This window comes from Thalassospira sp. GB04J01, assembly GCF_000751115.1.
GTDB classification, from domain to species: domain Bacteria; phylum Pseudomonadota; class Alphaproteobacteria; order Rhodospirillales; family Thalassospiraceae; genus Thalassospira; species Thalassospira lucentensis.
The window spans coordinates 1-22,827 of the sequence record NZ_CCDX020000016.1 but is presented as its reverse complement, the minus strand read 5'-3'; the positions used below and the strand labels follow the sequence as shown (position 1 = coordinate 22,827).

Genomic DNA, 22,827 nt, shown 5'->3' with positions numbered 1-22,827 from the left:
GATTAAAGGAGCTTCGCCAATTGAAACCCGTACGGGCGGTACGGGTTCGGGGGTTGAACTGTTTCAGGCCGCGATCGGACCCAGTGCCTTAAAAAGGGCGGTGTCGCTGTCTTCTTCCGGATTGGGTGTGGTCAAAAGCTTTTCGCCGTAAAACACCGAATTGGCCCCGGCCATCAGGCACATGATCTGTGCTTCGCGGTTAAGGTCTGTACGCCCGGCAGACAGGCGCACGGTTGATGTCGGCATGACGATGCGTGCGGTCGCAACCATGCGCACCAGTTCCAGCGGATCGACCGGATCGCGATGGGCAAGCGGGGTTCCCGCCACCGGGACAAGGGCGTTGATCGGCACACTTTCGGGATGCGGCGAAAACCCGGCCAGAACCTGAAGCATCGATGCCCGGTCACGGATGGTTTCACCCATGCCAATGATCCCACCACAGCACAAATCAATACCGTGGCTGCGCACGGCGGCCAGCGTATCAAGCCGATCCTGATAGGTGCGCGTGGTGATGATCTGATCATAAAATTCCGGGCTGGTATCAAGGTTATGGTTATAGGCGGTCAGTCCGGCCTGTTTAAGCTGTTGCGCATGATGGGGTTTGAGCATCCCCAACGTGACACAGGCCTCCATGCCAAGATCATGCACACCACGCACCATCTCAAGCACCGCATCAAACGCGGCCCCGTCGCGCACTTGGCGCCATGCCGCCCCCATACAGAAACGATCCGCACCTGCATCCTTTGCGCGGGTGGCCATTTCAATGACCGATGCCGGGTCCATCAGATGTTCCTTGCCCAGTTTGACCTCGCGGTGGTGGGCCGATTGCGGGCAATAAGCACAATCTTCCGGGCAACCGCCGGTCTTGATCGATAGCAGGCTGGCCTTTTGCACATGCGTCGGATCGTGATGGATGCGATGCACGGCATTGGCCTTGCCCAGCAGTTCAAGAAGGGGGCTGCGATAAATCGCCTCAACCGCATCAACCGTCCAGTCATGGCGCGATGCATCGGGTGAGGTTTTGGGCGTATCGCCGCAAAGGGTATGGGGGGCCGTTGCCATATCGGGTGATCCTGCTGTCATGGGATCAGGCCGCATCAGCGCGGTTTGACGTTTTACGCTTGGTCAGGCGCGTGATCGCAGCACCGCCAAGCGCCACCAGCGCAATCTTGATGGTGTCGCCAAGAATGAATGGGGTGAAGCCAAGCGCAACAGCCTTTTCCGAGGCGACAAAACCCGAAAGCCCTGCTAGCCCCAAAAGATAGACTGGCACCATGCCCGCCATCATCACGACAAAGCGCCCAAAAGCACCGCGACCGCGCGCCAGTGCACCGACAAAGCCCGCGGCAATCAGATACCCGGCCAGATAGCCACCCGTTGGGCCCATCATATAGACAATACCAATCCCGCGTTCCGGCGTTCCGGCAAAGACAGGTAAGCCGGCTGCCCCTGTCGCGAGATAGGCCAGCATGGTCGCAACGGCGATGCGCGGGCCAGTGGCGACTGCAATTGCCATGATCGCCATGGTTTGCAAGGTCATCGGTACTGGCCAGAACGGCACGGTGGTTTTGGCGCTGGCGGTGATCAAGGCGACGCCAAGCACGACCATCAGGCAGTATTTTGCCCCGGTCAAAACCGGATTGTTCAATGGTGCAGATGTTGCATGTGAAACGGGATTGACCATGATGATGACGGCTCCTTAAGACCGGAATTCAAAATTATCTATAAAAATGAATCTGATCTATTAATTACGGCGTCATTGGTCCTTAAAATCAATCCCAAAATTCACCAAACGCCAAAATTCGGCAAAATATTTAACAGAGTACAATTATCTTGTTGATTTTAAATGATAAAAATTATCTATAAAATTGGAAAATTTACGTATAATACGGCACAGGAAGATGCAAGTCGTGGCATCTATCCAATCATCAGACCAGAAAAAGGGGTAATTTCGGCTTACGAAGGCGTGCGCATATGTCGTTTGGCCCCGGTTTTGGTGCCGATCCATTTGACGTGACGGGCAAGGGTCGCGGCAGCCACATCAAACTGATGTTCATGCAGGGCGCGTAGAATGGCGCGGTGGTCCTGATCGGTCGGGGCTTCCCATTCCATACGGAATCCCGAAAACAGGAACCGCGCACTTGCGGCATGTAAATCGTCAATTGTCGCCATCAAACGTGGCATGTTGCATGGTTCAAGAATGATACGATGAAACGCCTTGTTGGCTTCTTCCCATGCCCGGACATCCGGGGCATTTTCCCCGGCCCGGTTGATGGCTTCTGCCTCGTCAAGAATGGCACTGGTCAGATGCGGGGCTGCGTGGCGCAGGGCCAGAACTTCAAGGGAAGCGCGCATTTCGGCAACTTCGCGGACTTCGGCGATATCGAAACTGGCAACGCGCACACCCCGGCGTGGTTCGCTAACGACAAGCCCTTGCGCTTCGAGCCGCCGGAATGCTTCGCGGACCGGTACGTGACTGGCGCCAAATTCCTCGGCAAAGTGATCCTGACGCAATTTGGTGCCCGGTGCGATGTCGCCAGAAATAATGCGGTCGGCCAGTGCCCGGGTGATGCGCCCGGTGATCGTGGTATCAGATTCGTTTTTCATGATTTTATAGATAATTTGCATGTACGCACTTGTCGAGCACGCAAATTCCCCGCCGGTATTTTATTGGCGGGGCGCATGTTCCACGTCTTTGTTCCTTGCGAAACGGCACGCCAAAAAAAACAAAATGGCGCAGATTAAATGCAATACGCTCTAGTCGTCTGACGGGGTGCTATGTTCGTCTGGCATCATGGCAAAGGCATCGCGCAGTGCCGTTGACCAGGCAGATGACAGCGCGTGAAAACCGGGGTCTTCCGCTTCGATCCGGCGCAATTCGGAAAATTCACATGCATCATCGGGCAGAACGGCAAGATCAAGCGGCATGCCGACCGACAGGTTTGAACGCAGGGTCGAGTCCATCGACAGCAAGGCGGCCTTAACCCCCTCGTGGATCGGGGTGTTGGGCGTGATCACGCGATCAAGGATCGGTTTGCCGTATTTATGCTCGCCAATTTGCAGGTATGGCGTGTCTTCGGTGGCTTCGATAAAGTTTCCGGCGGCATAGACCAGAAACAGGCGTTGATCGCCGCCCTTGCGCTGCCCGCCGATCATGATCGAGGCTGCACTGCTCTCGTGATGCTGTTCAAGCGTATCATGGTATTTCAGTTGGACCTTTTGCATGGCCTGACCAACAAGCTCGGCAACACGAAACATGCTGGGCGCGCTAAGGATGCAATCGCCCGGTGCGGTCTCTGGATCGTCGATGGCCTCATGCAGAGTGCTCATGACGGCCTGTGTGATCGCAAGGTTGCCAGCCGAAAGTGCCACAATCGCGCGGTCACCCGGAACTTCCCAGGTAAACATCTTGCGATAGCGCGAAATGTTATCAAGGCCAGCATTCGTGCGGGTATCAGAAAGGAAAACCAATCCTTCTTTCAGCATCAAACCGACGCAGTAGGTCATGTCTTAATGGGTCCGGCTATTGTTGTGATTGCGCAACGACCACTGATACATCCAAATTCTCGTTAGCACCACCAGTATGTACGCCCCTAATAGGTGTGGCGACCTGTCCATCAAGTCCAGACCCCAAGCGAATATAAAAATCGGTCGGGCAACAGCGGTTTGCGGCATCAAATCCGACCCACCCCAACTCAGGTAAGTAAAGTTCCGCCCATGCATGGGATGCCTCGTGTGGTTTGCCATGCAGGTCGGCAAACAGATATCCCGAAACATAGCGTGCGGGAATGCCAAGATGACGTGCTGCAGAAAGCAGAACATGTGTGTGGTCCTGACAAACCCCCTTACCATCGGCCAATGCATCGGCGGCGGTGGTGTGAACGTCGGTCGTGCCCGGTGCAAAGACAATCGCGTCTGACACCGCATCGGCCAATGCATGGGCACGTTCAAGAAGGTTTCCGTCTTTGGTCTTTTTGGCAGCCTTTTCGGCCAGTTTGCGAATGGCCGCACTTGATTTGGTCATGGGGGTTGACCGCAGGAACACTTCGGGAAACGCGCGTTCCTTGTGCCCGCGTAAAACACCAGCCATGTCGGTGGTCTCAACTTCGCCTGTGACGACAATTTCAACGTCATCAACCGGTCCGACTGCAGTCAAGGTGCTGATAATATCGCCGTTCCCGTCGGTGAATTCCGAACTGATTACGCATCCCTTGGCCTTGATCGACCAGCTCAGGATTTTTTGACCGTCAAATTGCGCCGGGGTCATTTTAAGGCTTTGCACTACGTAACGCACAGGAGTGTCATACCGGTAGTGGGTGTGATGTTCGACTGTCAGGCGCATTTCATTGTCCCCCAAAATAATAGGTTTCGGCAATTGCAGCCGAAAGTGCGCGGTTGCGCGCCTGAAAGTCATTCAAAAAACCATGGAGCCCGGTTGCAAAGATTTCTTCCATGTCACTCTGGGTCAGCATTGAATACATCTCAACCGCTTCGCCGTGAACCGGGCGACGTTGCCCGTAATGGCGCGCCAGCCGTTCAAGATGCTGGGTGATCTGTTCGGAGCAATGGGCAAGGGAGCGCGGACTAAACGGGTTCAGGATCAGGAAATGCGCAATCCGGTAGGGCGAATAATCATCGCGGTACACCCAGTGAAAGGCGCGCAATGACGATGCAGCACGGAGCACTGTGGTCCATTGATAGTTATCAACCCCGTCACCCACCATGCTGGTTTCAGGCAGCAGGACATAATATTTCACATCCAGAAGGCGGGCTGTGTTGTCGGCCCGCTCGATAAAGGTGCCTAGACGGATAAAGTCATAGCCGTCATTGCGCAGAAGTGTTGAATCGGTTGTGCCGCGAAACAGTGACCCCTGACGTTTTACCCAATCAATGAATTCGGGAAGATCATTCTTGGCCAGATTGTGCATTGACGGGCGGCGAAGCTCCATCAAGGCATTATTAAGCGCCTCCCACATTTCTGCGGTGATGGCTGTGCGCATGGCGCGCGCGCTGGCGCGTGCCGCTTCAAAGCAATTTAAAATCGAAGACGGGTTTTCCCGGCTAAAGATCAGGAAATTGGCGACCTCTTCCTGGCGAAGCGGCGCATTGGGATCATATCCCGCATGGCAACCCGACGCGGACAAAACCGATTCCCATTCGGATCGATTGCCGTCACCGACCGCTGGCATCATCGCCATGCGATAGCCCATTTCCATCAGACGGGCCATATTTTCAGCCCGCTCAACATATCTCGACAACCAGAAAAGGTTGTCAGCAGTACGACTAAGCATCTCTAAACCCCCTTTTCGTTAATCGGTCATGATCCATGTATCCTTGACCCCGCCGCCCTGTGACGAGTTCACCACAAGTGATCCTTCACGCATGGCAACACGGGTTAATCCACCCGGTGCGAGACGAATAGTATCTCCGACAAGGCAAAATGGCCGGAAATCGACATGGCGCGGGGCAATGCCACTTTCAACGAACGTCGGGCAGGCTGACAACGCAAGGGTTGGCTGGGCAATAAAATCGCCCGGATCGGCCTTGATACGTTGGGCATAGGCGACCTGTTCTTCCTTGGTCGATGCCGGGCCGACCAGCATGCCATAGCCGCCTGACCCGTGGACTTCCTTAACTACCAATTCGCCGAGGTTTTCGAGTACGTATTTCAGATCATCAGGCTTGCCGCATTTCCAAGTTGGAACGTTGTTTAAGATCGGTTCCTGACCAAGGTAAAAACGGATCATGTCCGGGACATAGGTATAAACTGCCTTGTCGTCGGCAACCCCGGCCCCCGGCGCCGAGCAAATGGCAACCCCGCCGGATCGGTAGACATTCATAAGGCCGGGAATACCCAGAACTGAATCAGATCGGAAACAAAGCGGGTCGATATAGTCGTCATCAATGCGGCGATAAATCACATCAACCCGTTCCGGACCACGTGTGGTGCGCATATAAACCCGGCCATCGGACACAAACAAATCCTGTCCTTCGACCAGTTCGACACCCATTTGGTCGGCCAGGAAGGAATGTTCGTAATAGGCACTGTTCATCGCGCCGGGGGTCAGAACCACAATATTGGGATCGCGGTCACATTTATCGGGCGCGATGCTTTTGAGCGTCTTGAGCAACATGTCGGGATAACTTTCGACCGGCTCAATCCGAAGGCTTTTGAACAGATCGGGGAACATGCGCATCATGATTTCGCGGTTCTCAAGCATATACGACACACCAGATGGCGTGCGGCAGTTGTCTTCAAGAACGTAAAAATCTTCGGGCCCGGTGCGCACGATATCGACACCGACAATATGGCTGTAAACCTTGCGCGGTGGATCAATGCCGATCACGGCGGGCTCAAACGCCGCATTTTTGAAAACCAGATCGGCAGGAACGATCCCGGCTTTGATGATTTCCGCATTGTGATAGACGTCATATAAAAATGTGTTGAGTGCGCGCGCACGCTGTTTGACGCCGCGTTCAAGCTTGCGCCACTCGCCAGCGGTAAAAATACGCGGGATCAAATCGAAGGGTATGAGTCGTTCGGGATCGCCGCCTTCGCCGTAAACGGCAAATGTAATCCCGATCTTGCGGAACAGAGTTTCGGCCTCGAGACGTTTTTGTTCGAGAACCTCGGGGCCGCTTGCTTCCATCCATTCAACCAAGGCGCGATAAGGTTCACGAACTTGGTCGTCCATCTTCATCTCATTGAACATGCGCTCTTCCCTTTGTGACCTTTTGATTAAAGGCGTCCCGGGAATGGGTGGTCAAGGATGTTCAGGGTTGAAATGTCATATTTTTCAGCAAACTGTTGGTTCTGCGTAAAAAATAAACTTCGTGCTTAGGCGCTTTGTGCAAAAAACGGGCGGACATGCGCCCGCCCGGATTTCTTATGCCTTGGCCGGGCGTAGAACATGAGTGTGGTCTGCGGCGTAAAGTCGGGAGTCGGTAAAATCTTTTCGTCCGAAAACTTCACCCACCATGATCAGGGCGGTACGGGTGATGCCGCTGCCTTTGACCTTGGCACGGATATCGCCAAGCGTGCCAAAGATATATTGCTGATCAGGCCATGTCGCACGATAGGCAATCACCACCGGGCAATCCGCGCCGTAATGCGGGGTTAGATCCCGCACGACATTGACCAGATTATTGATCGACAGATGCACCGCCAGTGTTGCACGCGATTTACCAAGTTCCGAAAGGCTTTCGCCGTCTGGCATGCTTGATGACCGCATGGCTGTGCGCGTCAGGATCACGGTTTGTGAAATGTCGGGCAGGGTCAATTCCGCCCCGATTTCAGCCGCGGTTGCCGCATAGGCCGAAACGCCCGGCGTAATGTCATAGGCAATGCCAAGATCATCCAGTCGGCGGATTTGTTCGGCAATGGCGCCATAAATCGACGGATCGCCCGAATGAACACGCGCAACATCCTGGCCCTTGGCGTGGGCCGCTTCGATTTCGGCAATGATTTCATCAAGATGCATCGATGCGGTATCAACCACGCGCGCACCTTCCGGGGCCGATGTCACGATTTCCTCTGGCACCAGCGACCCGGCATACAGACACACCGGGCATTTTTCGATCAGCCGCAAACCACGTACCGTGATCAGGTCCGGGGCGCCGGGGCCAGCGCCAATAAAATGAACGGTCATTATTCTGCCTTGTCGTTTTTGGATGTGGACGTGCTGCTTAAAACCGGGGCGTTGGCAGCATCCGGGCCCTTTTTGGCGTAGCCGCGCGGGGTATAGACCCATTGGTTTTCACCGCGCGTGATATGGCGGCTGTTGCTGGACCCGACCAGAACGGTGGTCAGCATATCGACCATATCGACTTCTAGTTTCGAAAGCGGAACGACCGTAATTTCCTCATCCGGGCGGCCCAGTTGACGGCCAAGCACCACCGGTGTATCTGCCTGTCTGTGTTCCAGCAGGATATCACGCGCCTTGGCCAGTAAATCACGGCGACGCTTGGATACCGGGTTATAGAACGCAATCACAAAGTCGCCTTCGGCGGCGGCCTTAAGGCGGCGCAGGATATCGTCGCGCGGGGTCAGAAGGTCCGACAGTGAAATCGCACAGAAATCATGGCCCAGCGGTGCCCCGATCCGCGATGCCGCCGCCTGAAGGGCGGAAATCCCCGGAGACACCTGAACTGCAACCCGGTTCCAGTCACTGCGGTCTTCGCGATCGAGCAATTCAAACACCAATGTCGCCAGCGCATAAATGCCGGCGTCGCCCGACCCGATCAGTGCGACGTCCTTGCCGGTTGCGGCGAGTTCGAGGGCATGACGCGCGCGGGCTTCTTCGGCACCCAAATCGGAATGATGGCAATCCTTGCCGTCAATCAGCGGGCCCAGAAGATCAAGATACATCTGATAGCCGACAATGTCGGACGCACGGCCAATCAGGTCGGAGGCTTCCGGGCTGCGCCAGCCGGTTTGACCCGGCCCAATGCCGACAATCGAAAGCTTGCCTTGTGCTTTGCCGACGGTTTCAGGGCTAATATCATCTTGTGACAAGGCAACCGCACAGGTCGCGCGTTTAGTTTTGTGTTTGGGGACGATCAGTTTGCCATTTCGACCAACGGTCGCAAGCGCGGCACCCTCGGCAACACCATGACAGCCGGTTTCGGCAAAGACAACATCAGACGGGGTGACGAGCCGGTCTGCCTCAGCCTCAAGCGTTTGAGCATCAAAGAACCGGGCCGGGACACCAAGGCGACGGGCCAGTTCATGGACGCACGCCTCGTCGGCCTTAAGATCAATCGAGGTGACACAGGCAATTGCCTTGACGCTCAGGCACTGTCCCGCCAGCGTTTCCGTGACAAGGTCATACAAGTCATCAATCGGACAGCCGCGCTCACACCCAACACCCAGCGCAAGGACGGGCGGGTGATATGTGATGGCCGTATCCGATACATCGCTGATCGCATCATCATCGGCACCTTCGCGTGCGGTTGCCGTGATCAGGATGGTGCCGTCCTCAGACTGAGGAAGGGTACTGTTGGTCAGCCATGCGCCGGACCCAGCCTCAATCTCAAGACGCGCAGTTGCCCCGGCCAAAAGGGCGGCGGTCGCGGGCTTGATCGTTTCAGGCGTGCCGAGTTTCCACCCTTTGGGCGGCTCATCAAGGGCCAGACCCAGCATGGCATCGCCGGGTGTTGTGATGGCTGCAATGCCACCAAGGCGGCCCGCCAAATCGCGCGCCAGCCGGTTACCACCATGATGCCCGCCCAAAAGCGGGATAAACGTTTTACCGGCTTCATCAACTGCAAGCACAGCGGCATCCTGCCACTTTCCGGCCAGAAGTGGTGCGAGTGCGCGGATCAGAATGCCCGACGCGCAGACGCCAATGATCACATGATCGGATGAAAATGTTCGTTGCATATGCGCAATGGTATCGTCAAAGGCGACATCGACATCCATGGTCGAAACCCGGGTGCGCAAACCATGAACTGACGCGCCCTGCAGGCTGGCGGCAATGCGTTTTGCCATCGGAAGGGCGCGCTGTGTGAGGCAAATCACCGCAATCGGGGCAATCGGATGGGTCGGCAAGGCCGGTACCGGGGTGTTTGAGCTGTTATGGGCGGTCATCGCCATGCGTCTCCGCGACGGTGGATCAGGATCATCGAAAAATACGGGGCCGTGGCATCGGCTGGAAGATCGGCCAATGGCACCATTTTCTGGCTATCAAGGGTGGCGCGTTCGATATAGCGCGCCCGATCCGTCAGACCCAGCTCATTAATCACATCGCGGACTTTGGTGAAATGACGGCCAAGCTTGATGATTGCGGCGGCATCGGTATTGCCAAGCTGCGTGCGCAGGCGGTCTTTATCCAGCGGTCCGGGGATGACTTGCAAAACGTCATTCTTGGCGGCAAGTGGGGCGCCAAGCTGTGCGGCACAGGCCATCATCGAACTGACACCGGGGACAGTTTCAACCGAATGCCCGGCATCGGCCAGACGGCCATACAGATACATGAAACTGCCGTAAAAGAACGGATCGCCTTCGCATAAAACCGCGACAGTTTTACCCGCCGCCAGATGCTGGCCAATTTCAAGCGCAGCCGCGTCATAGATCGGATCAGCCGGTTTGCCCATTTCAATGCGAATGGCAATTTCGGTGCGGCCTTTTGGGATATGCGTATCGACGATTTGCCGGGCAAGGCTGACGCCATCTTCAAGGGCGGGATAGGCAATCACATCGGCCTTTTGCAGGATGTTATAGGCCTTTAACGTGATCAGATCGGGCTCCCCCGGACCGATGCCAAGGCCATAAGCCGTTCCGGCAACCGGATGGCTTTGGGGGCTTGCGGATAATGGTTCCGCACGGTTCATGCTTTTACTCCGACATAGTGGGTGATGGGGGCAAGGTTGCTCCAGCCCTTAAAATTGCCACGCGGGACCAGTCGGGATACCGACAGTCGCGACAGCGTGCCACCCATTTTATTATAGAAACGTAATAATTTTTCTTCGCCTTCCAGTGTCACCGTATTGGCGACCAGCCGTCCGTGTACTGGCAAGATATCCCAGCACTTCTCAAGCAGGCCATCATGGGTGATGCCGCCGCCAATGAAAATGGCATCGGGAACGGGAAGGCGATCTGCGAACAGAAGGGCTTCTTCGATGGATTTTTTTTCAACCGCAATGCTCGGGACACCAAGGCGAATGGCATTTTTGCCGATCATCGCACAGCGTTCTGCGTCGCGCTCAATCGCGACTGCAACACCACCCATACGCATCCATTCAATTGAAACCGATCCACATCCCGCCCCGATGTCCCACAATACCCCACCGTCAAACGGGGCCAATGATGACAAAGTCTGCGCACGGATTTCCGACTTGGTGATCATGCCGTCATGGATAAAGGCATCATCAGGCAAGCCCGGTCCCTTGGGCAGTGGCCGGGCCTTTGGGCCGGCCTGAAGGTCAATCATGATCAGGTTTAACGGATCAACCGGTTTGACATCGGGCATCGACGTTGCGGTGGACTGCCATGTCTGGGCGGTCTGGGTGGTGATGCGTTCCTCGGCTCCACCAAGCCGTTCACAAACCGTCATCCGGCTTTGATCAAATCCTGCCTCGCACAGCATCACCGCGACCAAGGCCGGGGTCGTTCCATCAGCACTAAGCGCGATCAGCTTGCCGTGCGGGCGCAAATGCGATCGGATCCCTTCCGGGGCGCGCCCATGCAATGTAATCACATCACAATCGGCCAGAGCCCAGCCCAACCGCGATGCCGCCAGTGAAATGCTTGATGGTGCCGGGATGGCATATATTGGTTCGGGTCCGAAATATTTAATCAGCGTATTGCCTACCCCGAAATACATCGGGTCACCACTGGCCAGAACCACCGGGTTTTGTTCAAGGCAATCCTCAATCATCGGAAGATTGGCTTCAAACGGAGTGATCCATTTGTTTTGGGTTGCGGTGTTGGTTCCGGGCAACATGGCAATATGGCGCGTACCGCCAAAAATGATCCGGGCATTTTCAAGGATGGTGCGCGCCATGGGCGACAGGCCGTCATAGCCATCTTCGCCAATGCCAATCACCGTGATGCGGCCTTTTAACGGAGCTTGTTCGTTCATGATGATACCCCTGCCGTAAGACCCGGGGTGCCATCCGGTGTTACCCCGTCATCGCGGGCCAGCCGGGCCAGGGCATTTACGGTGGCGGCGGCCACCGCACTGCCGCCAAATCGCCCGCGCAGCGTGATGAACGGAACGTCCCCGGCATATTCAATCAGCGCATCCTTGCTTTCACGCGCCCCGACAAACCCGACGGGCATACCAATAATCGCCGCCGGTTTGGCCATGCGGTCATGATGAATGGCATCAAGCAGATGGAAAAGTGCTGTCGGCGCATTGCCGATGGCAATTATTGCGCCTTCGATATGATCTGCCCATGCCTCAACTGCGGCGGCGGAGCGGGTTGTGCCCATCTGGCGGGCCAGCCCATGGGTATCGCCATCATTCAATGTACACAGAACCGGGTTTTCTGCCGGAAGCAGCCGCGAAATAATACCATGCCGGACCATTTCTGCATCACAGAGGATCGGTTTGCGGTTCCGCAATGCATCGGTGGCATTGGCAATGACATCGCCGCCAAAGGCAATCTGATCGGCTATTTCGACCATGCCACAGGCATGAATAATGCGTATGGCAACGGGCCGCTGATCATCTGAAAAGCGGGCAAGGTCGGCCTCGGCTTCGATGGTGGCAAAGCTTTTGGCATAGATTTCCTGCGGATCACGCAGATAGTCAAACATTGCCGCGCCTTTCAGGTGGTCGTGTCGACCGGTTATGAACCGGTCGATTTCGCGTCGTCATGGGCATGATCGTGGCTGTGTCCGTGATCATGATCATGGCTATGTCCATGACCGTGGTGGTGATGTCCGTGCCCATGACCGTGACCATGACCGTGACTATGGCCACCGTCCGTGCCGATCCCCATCACATGGTGATGATGGCCAACCTGCGGCGTGCCAACATCGCCTTCATAGCCAATGATCTGTTCGCGGTATTTGCACAGCTGACAGTTCATGTTGTTATCGCCGGTATCAATCTCGGCCAACCGTTCGGCAAAACTTGCCAGCACCATCGGATGATCTTTGAGGTACCCAGCCTTGATGAACTCTACATCGCCAAACTCGGCGGCAACTTCGTCGGTGTGGGTGTAAATCCGGTCGATCAGAATGCCCGCAAACAGGAAATAGGGGAAAACGACAACGCGTTTATAGCCCAGTTTCATCGCTTCGCGCAGACCGGCATTTACCCGCGGATGGGTGACACCGGAATAGCTGATTTCGGTGCGGCCAAAACCAAGACCTTCTTGCAGCATCCGGGCGACTTTATAGACGTTCGAATTGGCATCCGGGTCGTTCGTGCCCCGCCCGACAACCATCAGAAGCGTGTCTTCGCGCGCGATGCTGTCATCGACGGTGGCAAGCGCTTCTTCGATGCGGTCTTTGGCTGCACTCAGCAATTTGGGATCAATCGCCAGATCGCGGCCAAATTTTACGTCGATATCGGGGTTTTCATTGGCGAAATTATTGACCTCGCTCGGCAGGTCATTTTTGACGTGACCAGCGGCAAACAGCATGCCCGGAAGCGCATAAATTTTCTTATGGCCCATGGCTTTGAGCTTTTCAAAGCCATCGCGCAGGATCGGGTGCGCAAATTCGAGAAAGCCGCTTTCGACATCGTAGTCGGCCAGATGGGTTTGTTTCATCGTTTCAACCATGGCGTTGAACTGTGAAACCGCGCGTTCGTCGCGCGAACCGTGGCCGCAAATCATTACTGCGCCTTTGGGGGACATAAAAGGCTGCTCCTTTGTCTCTCTCTGATGGTGGTGCTGCGCGATGCGGTTTCGCAATCGCGGTACCCGAAGCCACCCCCGTTTTCACCGATTGGCCTGCGGAATGCAAGCGGCAGGTAACATAACATGTGCCGAAGATGGGTCAGGTGCGAAAAATACCAGTTATTGTGTGGCGAATGCATCGGCATGCCAAAGATGTTGTGTGTGTGAAATGCCTCTTGGGATTTATTTTACTTAAATTTGATACGAACAAAGCGCATCACGGGATCATCAAAACGACAGTGAGTTATAGTATGAAGAAAATTCATTTTGTATGAATTTCTTTTAGCAAGCTAAGCTAAATTTTGCAAATTACGCTGTCGTCATAGGCCGTTATGATGCGAAAATCTCATTGTGATTGACGGTTTTCCTGTTACCGCGCACATTGCCGCCATGGATGCGTTTCTTACTGGTTTTCTGATCCCAACGTCCGGATTTTCCGGCCCGCTTTTTACAATACTGGTGCTGGCACTGGTGTTGGATGCGGTCTGTGGTGATTTTCCCTGGCTGTTTCGTCGGGTGCCCCATCCGGTTGTCTGGGTTGGGAACCTGATTGGCTGGTTTGAAAAACGCCTGAACCGGTCTGACCGCAGCAATATGGACCTGATCGTGCGCGGGACGATCACCAGCCTTGCGGTGATCGGTGCGGCGGGCCTGTTTGGGGCTGTCATTGCGCAGATTTCCACCATCGGAGATGTTTTTTATGCGGCCGAGGTTTTCCTGCTGGCGGTTTTGATCGCACAAAAAGGACTGTATCAGCATGTTAAAGAAGTATCGGTCGCGCTGAAAAAGGATGGGCTTTCGGGCGGGCGTGCAGCGGTATCGATGATTGTCGGGCGCGATCCCCACACATTGGATGAGGCCGGGGTGAGCCGGGCGGCGATTGAAAGCTGTGCAGAAAACTTTTCCGATGGGGTGGTCGCCCCGCTGTTTTGGTATGTGCTCGGCGGGCCGATCGGGCTGTGTGCCTATAAGGCGATCAATACCCTTGATTCGATGATTGGGCATCGTAATGCCCGCTATCTGTATTTTGGGCGGTTTGCTGCCCGGCTGGATGATGCCGTTAATTTCATTCCCGCCCGCCTTGCCGGGGCTGTGATTTGTCTGGCGGCCGCACTGGGCTCAAAAACCAGTGGCCGGGCCGCATGGCACACATTGATGCGCGATGCGAAAAAACATAAATCCCTCAATGCCGGCTGGCAGGAAGCGGCCTTTGCCGGGGCGCTCGGTCTGTCGCTTGCCGGGCCGCGCCAATATGGTGATGAGGTCGTCGATGATCCCTATATCGGGGCCGGGCGGCGCGATGCGTCGGCGGCTGATATCGACCGCGCTCTTTCGCTTTATACAATATCTTGCCTGATCAATGCGGCATGGCCGGTTGCGCTAAAGGCGCTTTGGGTTGTGCTATGAGCACCGGCGTTCCGATCAATCAGGTTGCGAACGGGCAGACCTTCCTTGATCTGGTTTTGCGCAACCGGTTCAATCAGATCATTCTGGATCGGTTTTGTGATTTTGGGTTTGATGATTGGTGGCTGACCGCCGGGTGTCTGGCGCAATCGGTCTGGAATGTATCAACCAATCGTCCGGCGGAAAACGGAATAGCTGACTATGACCTCTTCTATTTTGATCCCGATACCAGTTGGGATGCCGAGGATAACGTCATTACCGCGATTAGCGAGCTGTTGCCAGACCTGCCAATCCGGATTGAAGTGCGCAATCAGGCTCGCGTGCCGATTTGGTATTGGCAAAAGTTCGGCATTTACTATGGGGTGGTGGATGCCGCCAGTGACGGCATTGACCGGTTTGCCTATCGCACAACCGCCATCGGACTGCGCAAAGATGCCGACGGATATCGTCTGTACGCCCCGTTTGGGCTGGATGCGGTTTTAAGCGGTACGATTATCCCCAACCCGGTCTTGCCGATCCGTAAGGTCTATGAGGCTAAAACCGCCAGATGGCAAAGCATCTGGCCAGACCTTCGCGTGATGCCGTGGCCAGATGACGCTTAATCTCAGTCCTTGCCCTTGTTCATGCGTGCAATGGTCGATGTGGTTGAAAAACCGTCTTCCAGATTGGCCAGAACCACCTTGCCGCCATACCCTTGAACGATCTCGGCCCCGACCACCTTATCAATCGTGTAATCGGCCCCTTTGACCAGAATGTCGGGTTTGATCGCCGAAATCAGGTTAACCGGGGTGTCTTCACCAAAAATCACCACGCCACTGATGGTTTCAAGCGATCCAAGTACAGCCGCACGGGCCGCTTCGGACTGAACCGGGCGGGCGTCACCCTTAAGCCGTTTGACCGATGCATCGGAATTAAGCCCGACAATCAGCCGGTCACAGGCCGCGCGCGCCTGTTTGAGCAAGCTGAGATGACCGGGATGCAAAAGATCAAAGCAGCCATTGGTAAAGCCGACCTTATATCCCTTACGCCGCCAACGCTCCGCACGGTCCACCATGCGATCAAGCGGCATCAGTTTGGCTTCGCCAATCATCAGGTCATGGTGATGCAGGGCCGAAATCAGCTCATCGGGGTAAACAATCGCCGTGCCGATTTTACCGACCACGATGCCCGCCGCAACATTGGCAATACGCGCCGCATCCGAAAGGCTCGATCCCGCTGCTATCGCGGCTGCAAGGCAGGCAACAACCGTATCCCCGGCCCCTGAGACATCAAAAACTTCGCGCGCCTCAGTCGGCAGGTGAATGGCCTCTCCGTCCTTGGTCACCAACGTCATACCGTCCTGGCTTCTGGTCAGAAGGACGTTATCAATGCCGCAATCAGTGATGATTTTGGTGGCTGCGGCAATGGCATCTTCGTCGCTGTTAACAGCAATGCCGGTGGCCGCCTGTGCTTCGGCGCGGTTTGGCGTTACAATGGTGGCCCCGCGATAGATGCTGTAATCGGTCCCTTTGGGATCAACAATCACCGGCTTGCCTGCCGCACGGGCCGCATTGATTGCACTTGCGACAACATCCGGATGCAAGACACCCTTGCCATAGTCCGACAGAATGATCGCTTCGACATCCGGGGACAGCTGACCGGCAAGGGTGGAAAGGTTGCTGATGGTATCTGCTGCAATGGGTGATGTGGTTTCGTTATCAGATCGTAACAATTGCTGTCCGCTGGCGATATAGCGGGTCTTGATCGTGGTCGGACGGTTGCGCTCTGTCTGGATATAGGGCTCAACACCGGCGTCATTGGCGACATATTCCATAACTTCGCGCCCCGGAAGGTCATCACCGACCAGGGATAAGAACTGCACAGCCGCGCCAAGGGCGGTGGCATTGCGCGCGACATTGCCCGCCCCGCCCAGCATCGCACTTTCGCGCTCCACCCGAATGATCGGGATCGGGGCCTCGGGGGAAATGCGATTGACCGTGCCATAGACAAACCGATCGAGCATGACATCACCGATACACAGCACCTTGGCGTTGGTGAGTTGTTCAACCTGAAGAGCAAGGTGGCTGAGATCGGTCATTTTTGATGTCTTTGCTGTGTCGTTATCGCGAAAGGGTCGAATTATTTCTTGGCCAGACCAAGGGTATGTTCAAGTGCGCCCACCAGCATCTGACCGATCTGAATGTGCATTTCCTGAATACGGGCAGTGGTGTTGCTGGGCACGATCATCAATGGATCGCAGAGGCCCACCATGTCACCGCCGGTCTTGCCGGTCCAGCCGGTCGCAACCAGTCCCATCTCGCGCGCCTTGGCCAAGCCAAGATTGACGTTCTTGCTGTTGCCCGATGTCGAAATGCCAATCGCCACATCGTCCGGATTGCCAAGCGCCTCAATCTGGCGTGAAAACAAATGATCAAATCCGAAATCATTGCCGATTGCCGTCAATGTCGAACTATCGGTGGTCAGCGCAATCGCCGGAAGGGCGCGACGGTCATGAATATAACGCACCGTAAATTCAGTCGCGATATGCTGGGCGTCTGCGGCTGATCCGCCATTGCCGAAAAACAGCAGTTTGTTGCCGTCATTCAAGGCATCTGTGCAAATCTCGACCAGCTCGATAAATGCATCGCGCGTTGCTTCGCGGGTCTTGTTGACCAGATCAAGATGCTCGTCAAATTCAGCATCGAAAAAGGCTTTAATATCCATTTTTTCCAAATCCTGAGATATGGGACTAGTGATGCTGGGCAATCAGCTTGTAGAAATGATGTGGCAATGAATGCCAAATCGGGCTGAAACTATCAGTTTGAATAGCGGAAAGCTACGACTTATCTTTTTCGGATCGTCGCCTGAATTTGTCCGATTTTCACCTTTGGTTTCAATAGGTGGGGATGATAAATACATAAGCTGTTAATTAGCAGGCACTATGATAGTACGGGCGGAGTATTGGCTCTGTTTCCGGCGCAACACACAATCTGGTCATCATATTTATGTCTGATAGCTCACTTCCATCACCTGAAGCCTTCCTCGTCGACTATGTGCGGCGCCTTGAACGGCGTAAGGAAGGGGTGGGGGCTATTCATGTGCATTTTTCAAAATTGTTGGCGTTTAACCGCCGTGACCATCATATCCGCACGGCCATTGGCGCGTTTGAAGAAATCGTTCCCGAAGTCACCGGGCGCATCTTTACCCTGTCCAATCAGGATCTGATCTTTATTTTCGATGCCGCCGAGATGGATGAGGTCAATGCGGTCATTTTCCGGCTGAAATTCCTGTTTAACGATGATCCGCTGATCAGTGATGGCAAGGATGAAAGTGGCGCACCGGCAACCTTTACCGATTATTTCGATGTCGGGCAGGAATATAAGGATTTCCTGCATCTGACCCAGACATTGGTGCGTTCAAACGCCAACCGTCCGCGTGTGGTCAGCAAGGCCGCCGAACGTCACAATGATCATCCTGATTATGGCGATGATCGACAGCCGCTGACGCCAAAAATCCTTGGCCGAATTGATGAATCCCTGCGGCGGGCCGATTTATCAAACCTGATGCGCCGTCAGGCGATTTGTGCGGTGGTCGGGGATGCCAATCCGACGCCGGTTTTCCACGAACTCTTCATTTCGATTAAGGACTTGCAGGAAACCCTGCTGCCCGATGTCAATGTGTTGTCGAACCGCTGGCTGTTCCAGCATCTGACCGAAATTCTTGATCGTCGCATGCTGTCCCTGCTCACGCGCAGCAATGATGCGTCGGTTACCGGGTCGGTTAGTATTAATCTGAATGTATCGACCCTGTTATCCCCTGATTTCCTGACATTCGATAGTAACGTCAAGGCCGGCCAACGCGGCACGATTGTTCTGGAACTGCAAAAGATTGATATCTTTGCTGATCTTGGGGCATTTTTCTTTGCGCGTGATTTCTGCCGGGATCGCGGCTATCGCATCTGTATTGATGGCATCAGTCATCTGTCGCTGCCCTATATCAACCGCAACAAGCTTGGTGTTGATATGATCAAAATGATCTGGGATACGGACATGGAAAGCATGGATGACGAACATAAAACCGCCATGCGTGATGCGGTTGCCGAGTCCGGAGATACTCGTGTGATCCTGTGTCGCTGTGATGATGAACGGGCGATCAAATTTGGTCACGGGATCAATATCACCATGTTCCAGGGGCGCCATGTTGAACACCTGATGAGCGAGCGGACAAAAAAATAGCCCCGATTTAGCCGGGGCTACTGTCTTGTATGTTCGACTTTGCTCAATGGCTTCAGACTTTAAGTCCTAATCCTTGCCGTCAACGCCTGCCTTGTCAAAGGTCGCCATGTTGTTGTGGCATTCCGCAGCCGCGCGCAGAAGCGGGATCGCCAATGCGGCACCCGATCCTTCGCCAAGGCGCATCCCGAAATCAATCAGCGCCTTCTTGCCCAGCTTTTCAATAAGACGACTGTGGCCGGGCTCTGCCGACACATGGCCCACCAGACAGTGATCAAGCGCATCGGGGCGGATGGCGGCCAAGACGGCGGCCGCCGCACAGGACACATACCCATCAAGTAGAACCGGCACACGCGCAAAACGGGCGGCAATAATCGCCCCGGCCATGGCGGCAATTTCACGCCCCCCGACACAGCGTAGAACATCAAGCCCGTCATGCATCTGGTTTTTGTGCAGGATGATGGCATCACCCACAACACGGGTTTTACGGATCAGGGTTTCGTCATCAATTCCGGTTCCCCGACCGGTCCAGTGAGCAGCCTCACCACCATACAGCGCGTGCGCAATGGCCGCAGCCGAGCTGGTGTTGCCAATGCCCATTTCACCGGGGACAAACAAATCGAGCCCCTTTTCAATCGCACTCATGCCAAACGCCATGGCTTCTGCACAACCTTCGTCATCCATGGCGGGTTCTTGGCTGAAATCATTGGTCGGAATTTCGAGGGCGACTTCCATCACACGCAGTTCGGCATCAACCGATTTGCAAATCTGGTTGATTGCGGCCCCGCCATTGATAAAGTTTTCAACCATCTGTTGATTGACCGTTGCCGGAAAGGCCGAAACACCCTGTGCCACGACACCATGGCTGCCGGCAAAGACGGTAACGCGCGGGCGCGACATATTGGGGCGCGACGTTCCTTGCCACCCCGCCAGCCACAGGCTGAAATCTTCAAGCCGTCCCAGCGATCCTGCCGGTTTTGTCAGAGTTGGCTCACGCTGCAAAACGGCTGCCTGTGCCTCACTGTCTGCTGATGGCAGGTCGGCAAGAAGGGCGCGGATTTCGTCAAGGTTTTGCGGCGGGTGCTTCGGGTTGAACATGTTGGTCTCCGGCTGGCAGGCGGTGGCGTCAAGCGTGTTCCGCTTGGCTTCTGTTACGGTAAAGATTAGGTTGAGAGCCCAATTGCTTAGGACGTTTCGCTATAGGCTGTCGTTTGGGGACAAACAGCTTAAGCTGGCAGTGAAAAGTGCTTTGGTGCGCGGTCCTTGGACAACAACGAAACCTTCTAAATAATTGAGGCCTCAACCTAGGCCTATGGTTACCATAACACCAGATCGAAAATCGAAAAATGACGGCATCTAAAGATCATAATCAAAACGAAACAAATATGCAAAGTTCTGATGGTGGCACCGAAAACCCACCAGAAGACAGCACCTTTGTTGTAGGTAAGATTCCGGTGGTGTCTGATTTTTTTCGTGCGCTCGTGCTGCTCAGCCGGGTGCCGGTTTTCCGTATCAATGACTTTCGCCCGGCTCTGATTGCGCGGTCGGTCTGGTGCTGGCCCTTGGTTGGGCTGTTTTTGGCTGGCATTGCCCTCATACCGGCCCAGTTGGCAGCTTATTTGACGGAAAGTGCGGTGGTGTTTGCCATTGTCGCCGTCTTTGCGTTGGTTCTTTTGACCGGGGCGATGCATGAAGATGGTCTGGCCGATTGCGCCGATGGTTTTGGCGGCGGGCTTGATCGTGCTCGAAAACTTGAAATCATGCGTGACAGCCGTATTGGCACGTATGGCGTGGTGGCCCTTGTCTTGTGTCTTGGGCTGCGCATTGCGTTGCTGGTGCGGGCTGCTGACGCTGGGCAGGCGGTTGTGCTTTTACTTGTGATGGCGGTGGTATCGCGCGGTGTGATGCCGGTTTTAATGACGGTTCTTTCACCGGCGCGCGATAACGGACTTGGCAAGAATGCCGGTCAACCCAAATGGCGTCATGTGATGCTGGGTGTGGCGATTGCCATAGCAACTGTTTGGCTTTTGTCCGGGCCTGTCGTGATGGCTTCGGTTGTTGTGGCTGCTATGCTGGCGACGGCTTTGATGGGGGGGATCGCCAGATGGCAAATTGGTGGACAAACCGGGGATGTTTTGGGGGCGACACAAATGGTGGCTGAACTGTTTGTTGCTATTGGATTTGTCGCGACGATGGGCAATATCTAAGAGGTATCTAATGTCGTTATCTTCGGACCGATAGAAAGACGCAATCCGTGGGCGGGGGAGCACTATGAAAAGTCAAACAACACGCTGGTGGCTGGTCCGTCATGCACCGGTTCTTAACCCGGAACGGCTGGTCTATGGCCGAAGCGACATGCCCGTTGATTTGTCAGACGAAAAAGCACTGCGTGCTCTGGCCCGGCATTTGCCAAAAGATGCCGTGTGGGTGACGAGCCATTTATCGCGGACACTTGATACCGCCCTTAAATTGCAGGAACTGATTGACGAAGACGTCCTTCCAACCCGCGAAACAGCCCTTGCCGAGCAACATTTTGGGGCTTGGGAATTGCAGCATTGGAATGATTTACCCAAAGGCGAAACAACAAAATTCTGGACGGATTTCGCCCGTCAGCATCCCCCGAACGGGGAAAGTTTCTCTGATGTTGTTGCCCGTGTCGGGCCGATTTTCAGTCGGCTAAACCGCTATTGGGCGGGACGCGATATTGTCGCCGTGATCCACGGCGGGACCGTGCGTGCAGTGCTTGCCAATGCACTTGGCCTATCGCTTGAAACCGCCTTGTCGTTTCACATCGATACGCTTGGGCTGACGCGACTGGAATATATTGACGGTGTTGATCAACCCGGCTGGCGCGTAACTGCGGTCAATCAGCGTTATTAAAGCATGTTGGGTGTTTGTTATGCCGATTGTAATTCCGCGTTTTGCGGAATGTTGCCCAAGGCATATTCGGCAAGATAACGGTCAATCATATCACTGGTAATGTCGTATTTTTCGCAAAGCGCGGTCACATCACGAAGATACGCCTCGTAATAGGGGACCGGGCGGCTGCGTGATTTGTTACGCAGTTCCGCAATGTTGGGAAAATCACTGGCAAAGGTGCTGTTTTCGATGACCTGAATGATGGTGTCATCAATGATCGCAGCGGGCATACCACAATAGGTTTTGCCACAGGCAGACAGCATTTTGCTTGCTGTCGGGACCGAAATGCCGGGCTGGGCCAGCAGTTCATTTAACTCATCATTGCGAAAATCGGCTACCGACATCAATGTGATCAATGTTGGAAGGTCGCGGACCAGAAGTGATAAGGCATTCACACGCATCCCGCGCGCATGTGACCAGAAAATGGTCGCAATGACGCCGGTTGCGGCATCTTGCGCAAAGATATTACGCACATCGCGCCGTGCGAGCGTGATGTCGTCATCTGTTGCGTAGTCATCAAGAAATCTATGAAACGCCCTGTCTTGCGTGTTTATACGTTCAAGAAGCCCCAGCCACATGTCTTTGCGTGATGAGGTGATCCAGGTTGGCGTTCTTAGTTCACGGATTTTGTGTAGGTGCGCATGAATTGCCATCTGATCTTGCAAATATCCAGTTAACCCCAAGAGTTCCAAGTTGCATGTCACTGCAACCATCCGGGTTATAATTGTTTTTTTCCCGGTCATCACACTGGCTGGCGCTTGTTATGGCTCTCATTTCAGCGTGATAATATTATGTTCTCTTAAATGACCGGGGGTCTCAAGCAGGCAATTCTGTCAAATACTGACCTATGGTTAGGGTCTGAACCCAATTGAATGCTTGAAATGGTCGCGAGGAATTTGTGCGGATATCAGGAGCATTACCGTAGCAAGGCTCGCTGCCT

General features: G+C 54.7%; 22 protein-coding genes. 5 read left to right on the top strand and 17 right to left on the bottom strand.

Annotated elements, in window-relative coordinates:
* Positions 1–63: 63 nt before the first annotated feature.
* The 13 genes from bioB to AMM48_RS17815 all read right to left on the bottom strand — a co-directional run bounded on the left by bioB (position 64) and on the right by AMM48_RS17815 (position 13,311).
* The gene (bioB, locus tag AMM48_RS17875) at positions 64–1,062 is read right to left on the bottom strand and encodes a biotin synthase BioB (protein WP_102785169.1); all 999 of its coding nucleotides are present in this window, start codon (positions 1,060–1,062) and stop codon (positions 64–66) included.
* 25 nt (positions 1,063–1,087) lie between these two features.
* Positions 1,088–1,684: a biotin transporter BioY gene (locus AMM48_RS17870; RefSeq protein ID WP_102785168.1), complete on the bottom strand. Its 597-nt coding sequence runs from the start codon at positions 1,682–1,684 to the stop codon at positions 1,088–1,090.
* A gap of 272 nt (positions 1,685–1,956) precedes the next feature.
* Positions 1,957–2,628 (bottom strand): GntR family transcriptional regulator, encoded by a 672-nt coding sequence (locus AMM48_RS17865; protein ID WP_244271288.1) that lies wholly within the window; start codon positions 2,626–2,628, stop codon positions 1,957–1,959.
* A 129-nt stretch (positions 2,629–2,757) separates the two neighbouring features.
* Positions 2,758–3,507, bottom strand: coding sequence for a proteasome-type protease (locus tag AMM48_RS17860; RefSeq protein WP_102785167.1), 750 nt, complete (start codon positions 3,505–3,507; stop codon positions 2,758–2,760).
* 16 nt (positions 3,508–3,523) lie between these two features.
* On the bottom strand, positions 3,524–4,342 hold the full coding sequence (locus AMM48_RS17855; protein ID WP_022733771.1) for a transglutaminase family protein: 819 nt from the start codon (positions 4,340–4,342) through the stop codon (positions 3,524–3,526).
* A 1-nt stretch (position 4,343) separates the two neighbouring features.
* Complete coding sequence (locus tag AMM48_RS17850) at positions 4,344–5,291, bottom strand: alpha-E domain-containing protein (protein WP_022733772.1); 948 nt, start codon at positions 5,289–5,291, stop codon at positions 4,344–4,346.
* A gap of 18 nt (positions 5,292–5,309) precedes the next feature.
* Positions 5,310–6,713 carry a circularly permuted type 2 ATP-grasp protein gene (locus AMM48_RS17845; protein WP_022733773.1) on the bottom strand — a complete coding sequence of 468 codons (1,404 nt, stop codon included), beginning with the start codon at positions 6,711–6,713 and terminating at the stop codon, positions 5,310–5,312.
* A gap of 174 nt (positions 6,714–6,887) precedes the next feature.
* Positions 6,888–7,649 carry a precorrin-4 C(11)-methyltransferase gene (gene cobM / locus AMM48_RS17840; RefSeq protein ID WP_102785166.1) on the bottom strand — a complete coding sequence of 254 codons (762 nt, stop codon included), beginning with the start codon at positions 7,647–7,649 and terminating at the stop codon, positions 6,888–6,890.
* Entirely contained in the window at positions 7,649–9,589 is a 1,941-nt protein-coding gene (cobJ, locus tag AMM48_RS17835; RefSeq protein ID WP_347876288.1) for a precorrin-3B C(17)-methyltransferase, read from the bottom strand. The genes cobM and cobJ overlap by 1 nt, the downstream gene beginning before the upstream one ends.
* On the bottom strand, positions 9,586–10,332 hold the full coding sequence (cobI, locus tag AMM48_RS17830) for a precorrin-2 C(20)-methyltransferase (protein ID WP_102785164.1): 747 nt from the start codon (positions 10,330–10,332) through the stop codon (positions 9,586–9,588). The genes cobJ and cobI overlap by 4 nt, the downstream gene beginning before the upstream one ends.
* A complete protein-coding gene (cbiE, locus tag AMM48_RS17825; protein ID WP_102785163.1) occupies positions 10,329–11,582 on the bottom strand; it encodes a precorrin-6y C5,15-methyltransferase (decarboxylating) subunit CbiE in 1,254 nt (417 codons plus the stop codon). The genes cobI and cbiE overlap by 4 nt, the downstream gene beginning before the upstream one ends.
* Positions 11,579–12,262: a precorrin-8X methylmutase gene (locus AMM48_RS17820; RefSeq protein WP_102785162.1), complete on the bottom strand. Its 684-nt coding sequence runs from the start codon at positions 12,260–12,262 to the stop codon at positions 11,579–11,581. The genes cbiE and AMM48_RS17820 overlap by 4 nt, the downstream gene beginning before the upstream one ends.
* Positions 12,263–12,294: 32 nt before the next feature.
* The gene (locus tag AMM48_RS17815) at positions 12,295–13,311 is read right to left on the bottom strand and encodes a sirohydrochlorin chelatase (protein WP_102785161.1); all 1,017 of its coding nucleotides are present in this window, start codon (positions 13,309–13,311) and stop codon (positions 12,295–12,297) included.
* A 393-nt stretch (positions 13,312–13,704) separates the two neighbouring features.
* Here AMM48_RS17815 and cbiB point away from each other — a divergent pair, with 393 nt between their 5' ends.
* Positions 13,705–14,760, top strand: coding sequence for an adenosylcobinamide-phosphate synthase CbiB (gene cbiB, locus AMM48_RS17810; RefSeq protein ID WP_244271287.1), 1,056 nt, complete (start codon positions 13,705–13,707; stop codon positions 14,758–14,760).
* Entirely contained in the window at positions 14,757–15,359 is a 603-nt protein-coding gene (locus AMM48_RS17805; protein ID WP_102785160.1) for a nucleotidyltransferase family protein, read from the top strand. Before cbiB ends, AMM48_RS17805 begins: the two co-directional genes overlap by 4 nt.
* 2 nt (positions 15,360–15,361) lie before the next feature.
* Here the strand turns inward: AMM48_RS17805 and rfaE1 are convergent, their stop codons facing one another.
* Both rfaE1 and AMM48_RS17795 read right to left on the bottom strand, forming a co-directional pair.
* Positions 15,362–16,834, bottom strand: a complete 1,473-nt coding sequence (rfaE1, locus tag AMM48_RS17800) for a D-glycero-beta-D-manno-heptose-7-phosphate kinase (RefSeq protein ID WP_102785159.1) — start codon at positions 16,832–16,834, stop codon at positions 15,362–15,364.
* Positions 16,835–16,875: 41 nt separating this feature from the next.
* Positions 16,876–17,460 carry a D-sedoheptulose 7-phosphate isomerase gene (locus tag AMM48_RS17795; RefSeq protein WP_102785158.1) on the bottom strand — a complete coding sequence of 195 codons (585 nt, stop codon included), beginning with the start codon at positions 17,458–17,460 and terminating at the stop codon, positions 16,876–16,878.
* 281 nt (positions 17,461–17,741) lie between these two features.
* Between AMM48_RS17795 and AMM48_RS17790 the strand changes: the two genes are divergently transcribed.
* Positions 17,742–18,971 (top strand): hypothetical protein, encoded by a 1,230-nt coding sequence (locus tag AMM48_RS17790; RefSeq protein WP_102785157.1) that lies wholly within the window; start codon positions 17,742–17,744, stop codon positions 18,969–18,971.
* A gap of 66 nt (positions 18,972–19,037) precedes the next feature.
* On the opposite strand, the gene cobT is transcribed toward AMM48_RS17790, so the two are convergent.
* Positions 19,038–20,066, bottom strand: coding sequence for a nicotinate-nucleotide--dimethylbenzimidazole phosphoribosyltransferase (cobT, locus tag AMM48_RS17785; protein WP_102785156.1), 1,029 nt, complete (start codon positions 20,064–20,066; stop codon positions 19,038–19,040).
* Positions 20,067–20,353: 287 nt separating this feature from the next.
* Between cobT and cobS the strand changes: the two genes are divergently transcribed.
* On the top strand, positions 20,354–21,175 hold the full coding sequence (gene cobS / locus AMM48_RS17780; RefSeq protein WP_244271286.1) for an adenosylcobinamide-GDP ribazoletransferase: 822 nt from the start codon (positions 20,354–20,356) through the stop codon (positions 21,173–21,175).
* A gap of 64 nt (positions 21,176–21,239) precedes the next feature.
* Positions 21,240–21,848: a histidine phosphatase family protein gene (locus AMM48_RS17775; RefSeq protein WP_102785154.1), complete on the top strand. Its 609-nt coding sequence runs from the start codon at positions 21,240–21,242 to the stop codon at positions 21,846–21,848.
* Positions 21,849–21,865: 17 nt separating this feature from the next.
* On the opposite strand, the gene AMM48_RS17770 is transcribed toward AMM48_RS17775, so the two are convergent.
* Entirely contained in the window at positions 21,866–22,540 is a 675-nt protein-coding gene (locus AMM48_RS17770) for a hypothetical protein (protein ID WP_102785173.1), read from the bottom strand.
* Positions 22,541–22,827 lie beyond the last annotated feature (287 nt).

What these genes read in the sequence shown, in the direction of transcription:
- bioB (WP_102785169.1), bottom strand. Translation starts at nt 1,062, where the DNA reads ATGGCAACGGCCCCCCATACCCTTTGCGGCGATACGCCCAAAACCTCA.
- AMM48_RS17870 (WP_102785168.1), bottom strand. Translation starts at nt 1,684, where the DNA reads ATGGTCAATCCCGTTTCACATGCAACATCTGCACCATTGAACAATCCG.
- AMM48_RS17865 (WP_244271288.1), bottom strand. Translation starts at nt 2,628, where the DNA reads ATGCAAATTATCTATAAAATCATGAAAAACGAATCTGATACCACGATC.
- AMM48_RS17860 (WP_102785167.1), bottom strand. Translation starts at nt 3,507, where the DNA reads ATGACCTACTGCGTCGGTTTGATGCTGAAAGAAGGATTGGTTTTCCTT.
- AMM48_RS17855 (WP_022733771.1), bottom strand. Translation starts at nt 4,342, where the DNA reads ATGCGCCTGACAGTCGAACATCACACCCACTACCGGTATGACACTCCT.
- AMM48_RS17850 (WP_022733772.1), bottom strand. Translation starts at nt 5,291, where the DNA reads ATGCTTAGTCGTACTGCTGACAACCTTTTCTGGTTGTCGAGATATGTT.
- AMM48_RS17845 (WP_022733773.1), bottom strand. Translation starts at nt 6,713, where the DNA reads ATGTTCAATGAGATGAAGATGGACGACCAAGTTCGTGAACCTTATCGC.
- cobM (WP_102785166.1), bottom strand. Translation starts at nt 7,649, where the DNA reads ATGACCGTTCATTTTATTGGCGCTGGCCCCGGCGCCCCGGACCTGATC.
- cobJ (WP_347876288.1), bottom strand. Translation starts at nt 9,589, where the DNA reads ATGACCGCCCATAACAGCTCAAACACCCCGGTACCGGCCTTGCCGACC.
- cobI (WP_102785164.1), bottom strand. Translation starts at nt 10,332, where the DNA reads ATGAACCGTGCGGAACCATTATCCGCAAGCCCCCAAAGCCATCCGGTT.
- cbiE (WP_102785163.1), bottom strand. Translation starts at nt 11,582, where the DNA reads ATGAACGAACAAGCTCCGTTAAAAGGCCGCATCACGGTGATTGGCATT.
- AMM48_RS17820 (WP_102785162.1), bottom strand. Translation starts at nt 12,262, where the DNA reads ATGTTTGACTATCTGCGTGATCCGCAGGAAATCTATGCCAAAAGCTTT.
- AMM48_RS17815 (WP_102785161.1), bottom strand. Translation starts at nt 13,311, where the DNA reads ATGTCCCCCAAAGGCGCAGTAATGATTTGCGGCCACGGTTCGCGCGAC.
- AMM48_RS17805 (WP_102785160.1), top strand. Translation starts at nt 14,757, where the DNA reads ATGAGCACCGGCGTTCCGATCAATCAGGTTGCGAACGGGCAGACCTTC.
- rfaE1 (WP_102785159.1), bottom strand. Translation starts at nt 16,834, where the DNA reads ATGACCGATCTCAGCCACCTTGCTCTTCAGGTTGAACAACTCACCAAC.
- AMM48_RS17795 (WP_102785158.1), bottom strand. Translation starts at nt 17,460, where the DNA reads ATGGATATTAAAGCCTTTTTCGATGCTGAATTTGACGAGCATCTTGAT.
- AMM48_RS17790 (WP_102785157.1), top strand. Translation starts at nt 17,742, where the DNA reads ATGTCTGATAGCTCACTTCCATCACCTGAAGCCTTCCTCGTCGACTAT.
- cobT (WP_102785156.1), bottom strand. Translation starts at nt 20,066, where the DNA reads ATGTTCAACCCGAAGCACCCGCCGCAAAACCTTGACGAAATCCGCGCC.
- cobS (WP_244271286.1), top strand. Translation starts at nt 20,354, where the DNA reads ATGCAAAGTTCTGATGGTGGCACCGAAAACCCACCAGAAGACAGCACC.
- AMM48_RS17775 (WP_102785154.1), top strand. Translation starts at nt 21,240, where the DNA reads ATGAAAAGTCAAACAACACGCTGGTGGCTGGTCCGTCATGCACCGGTT.
- AMM48_RS17770 (WP_102785173.1), bottom strand. Translation starts at nt 22,540, where the DNA reads ATGGCAATTCATGCGCACCTACACAAAATCCGTGAACTAAGAACGCCA.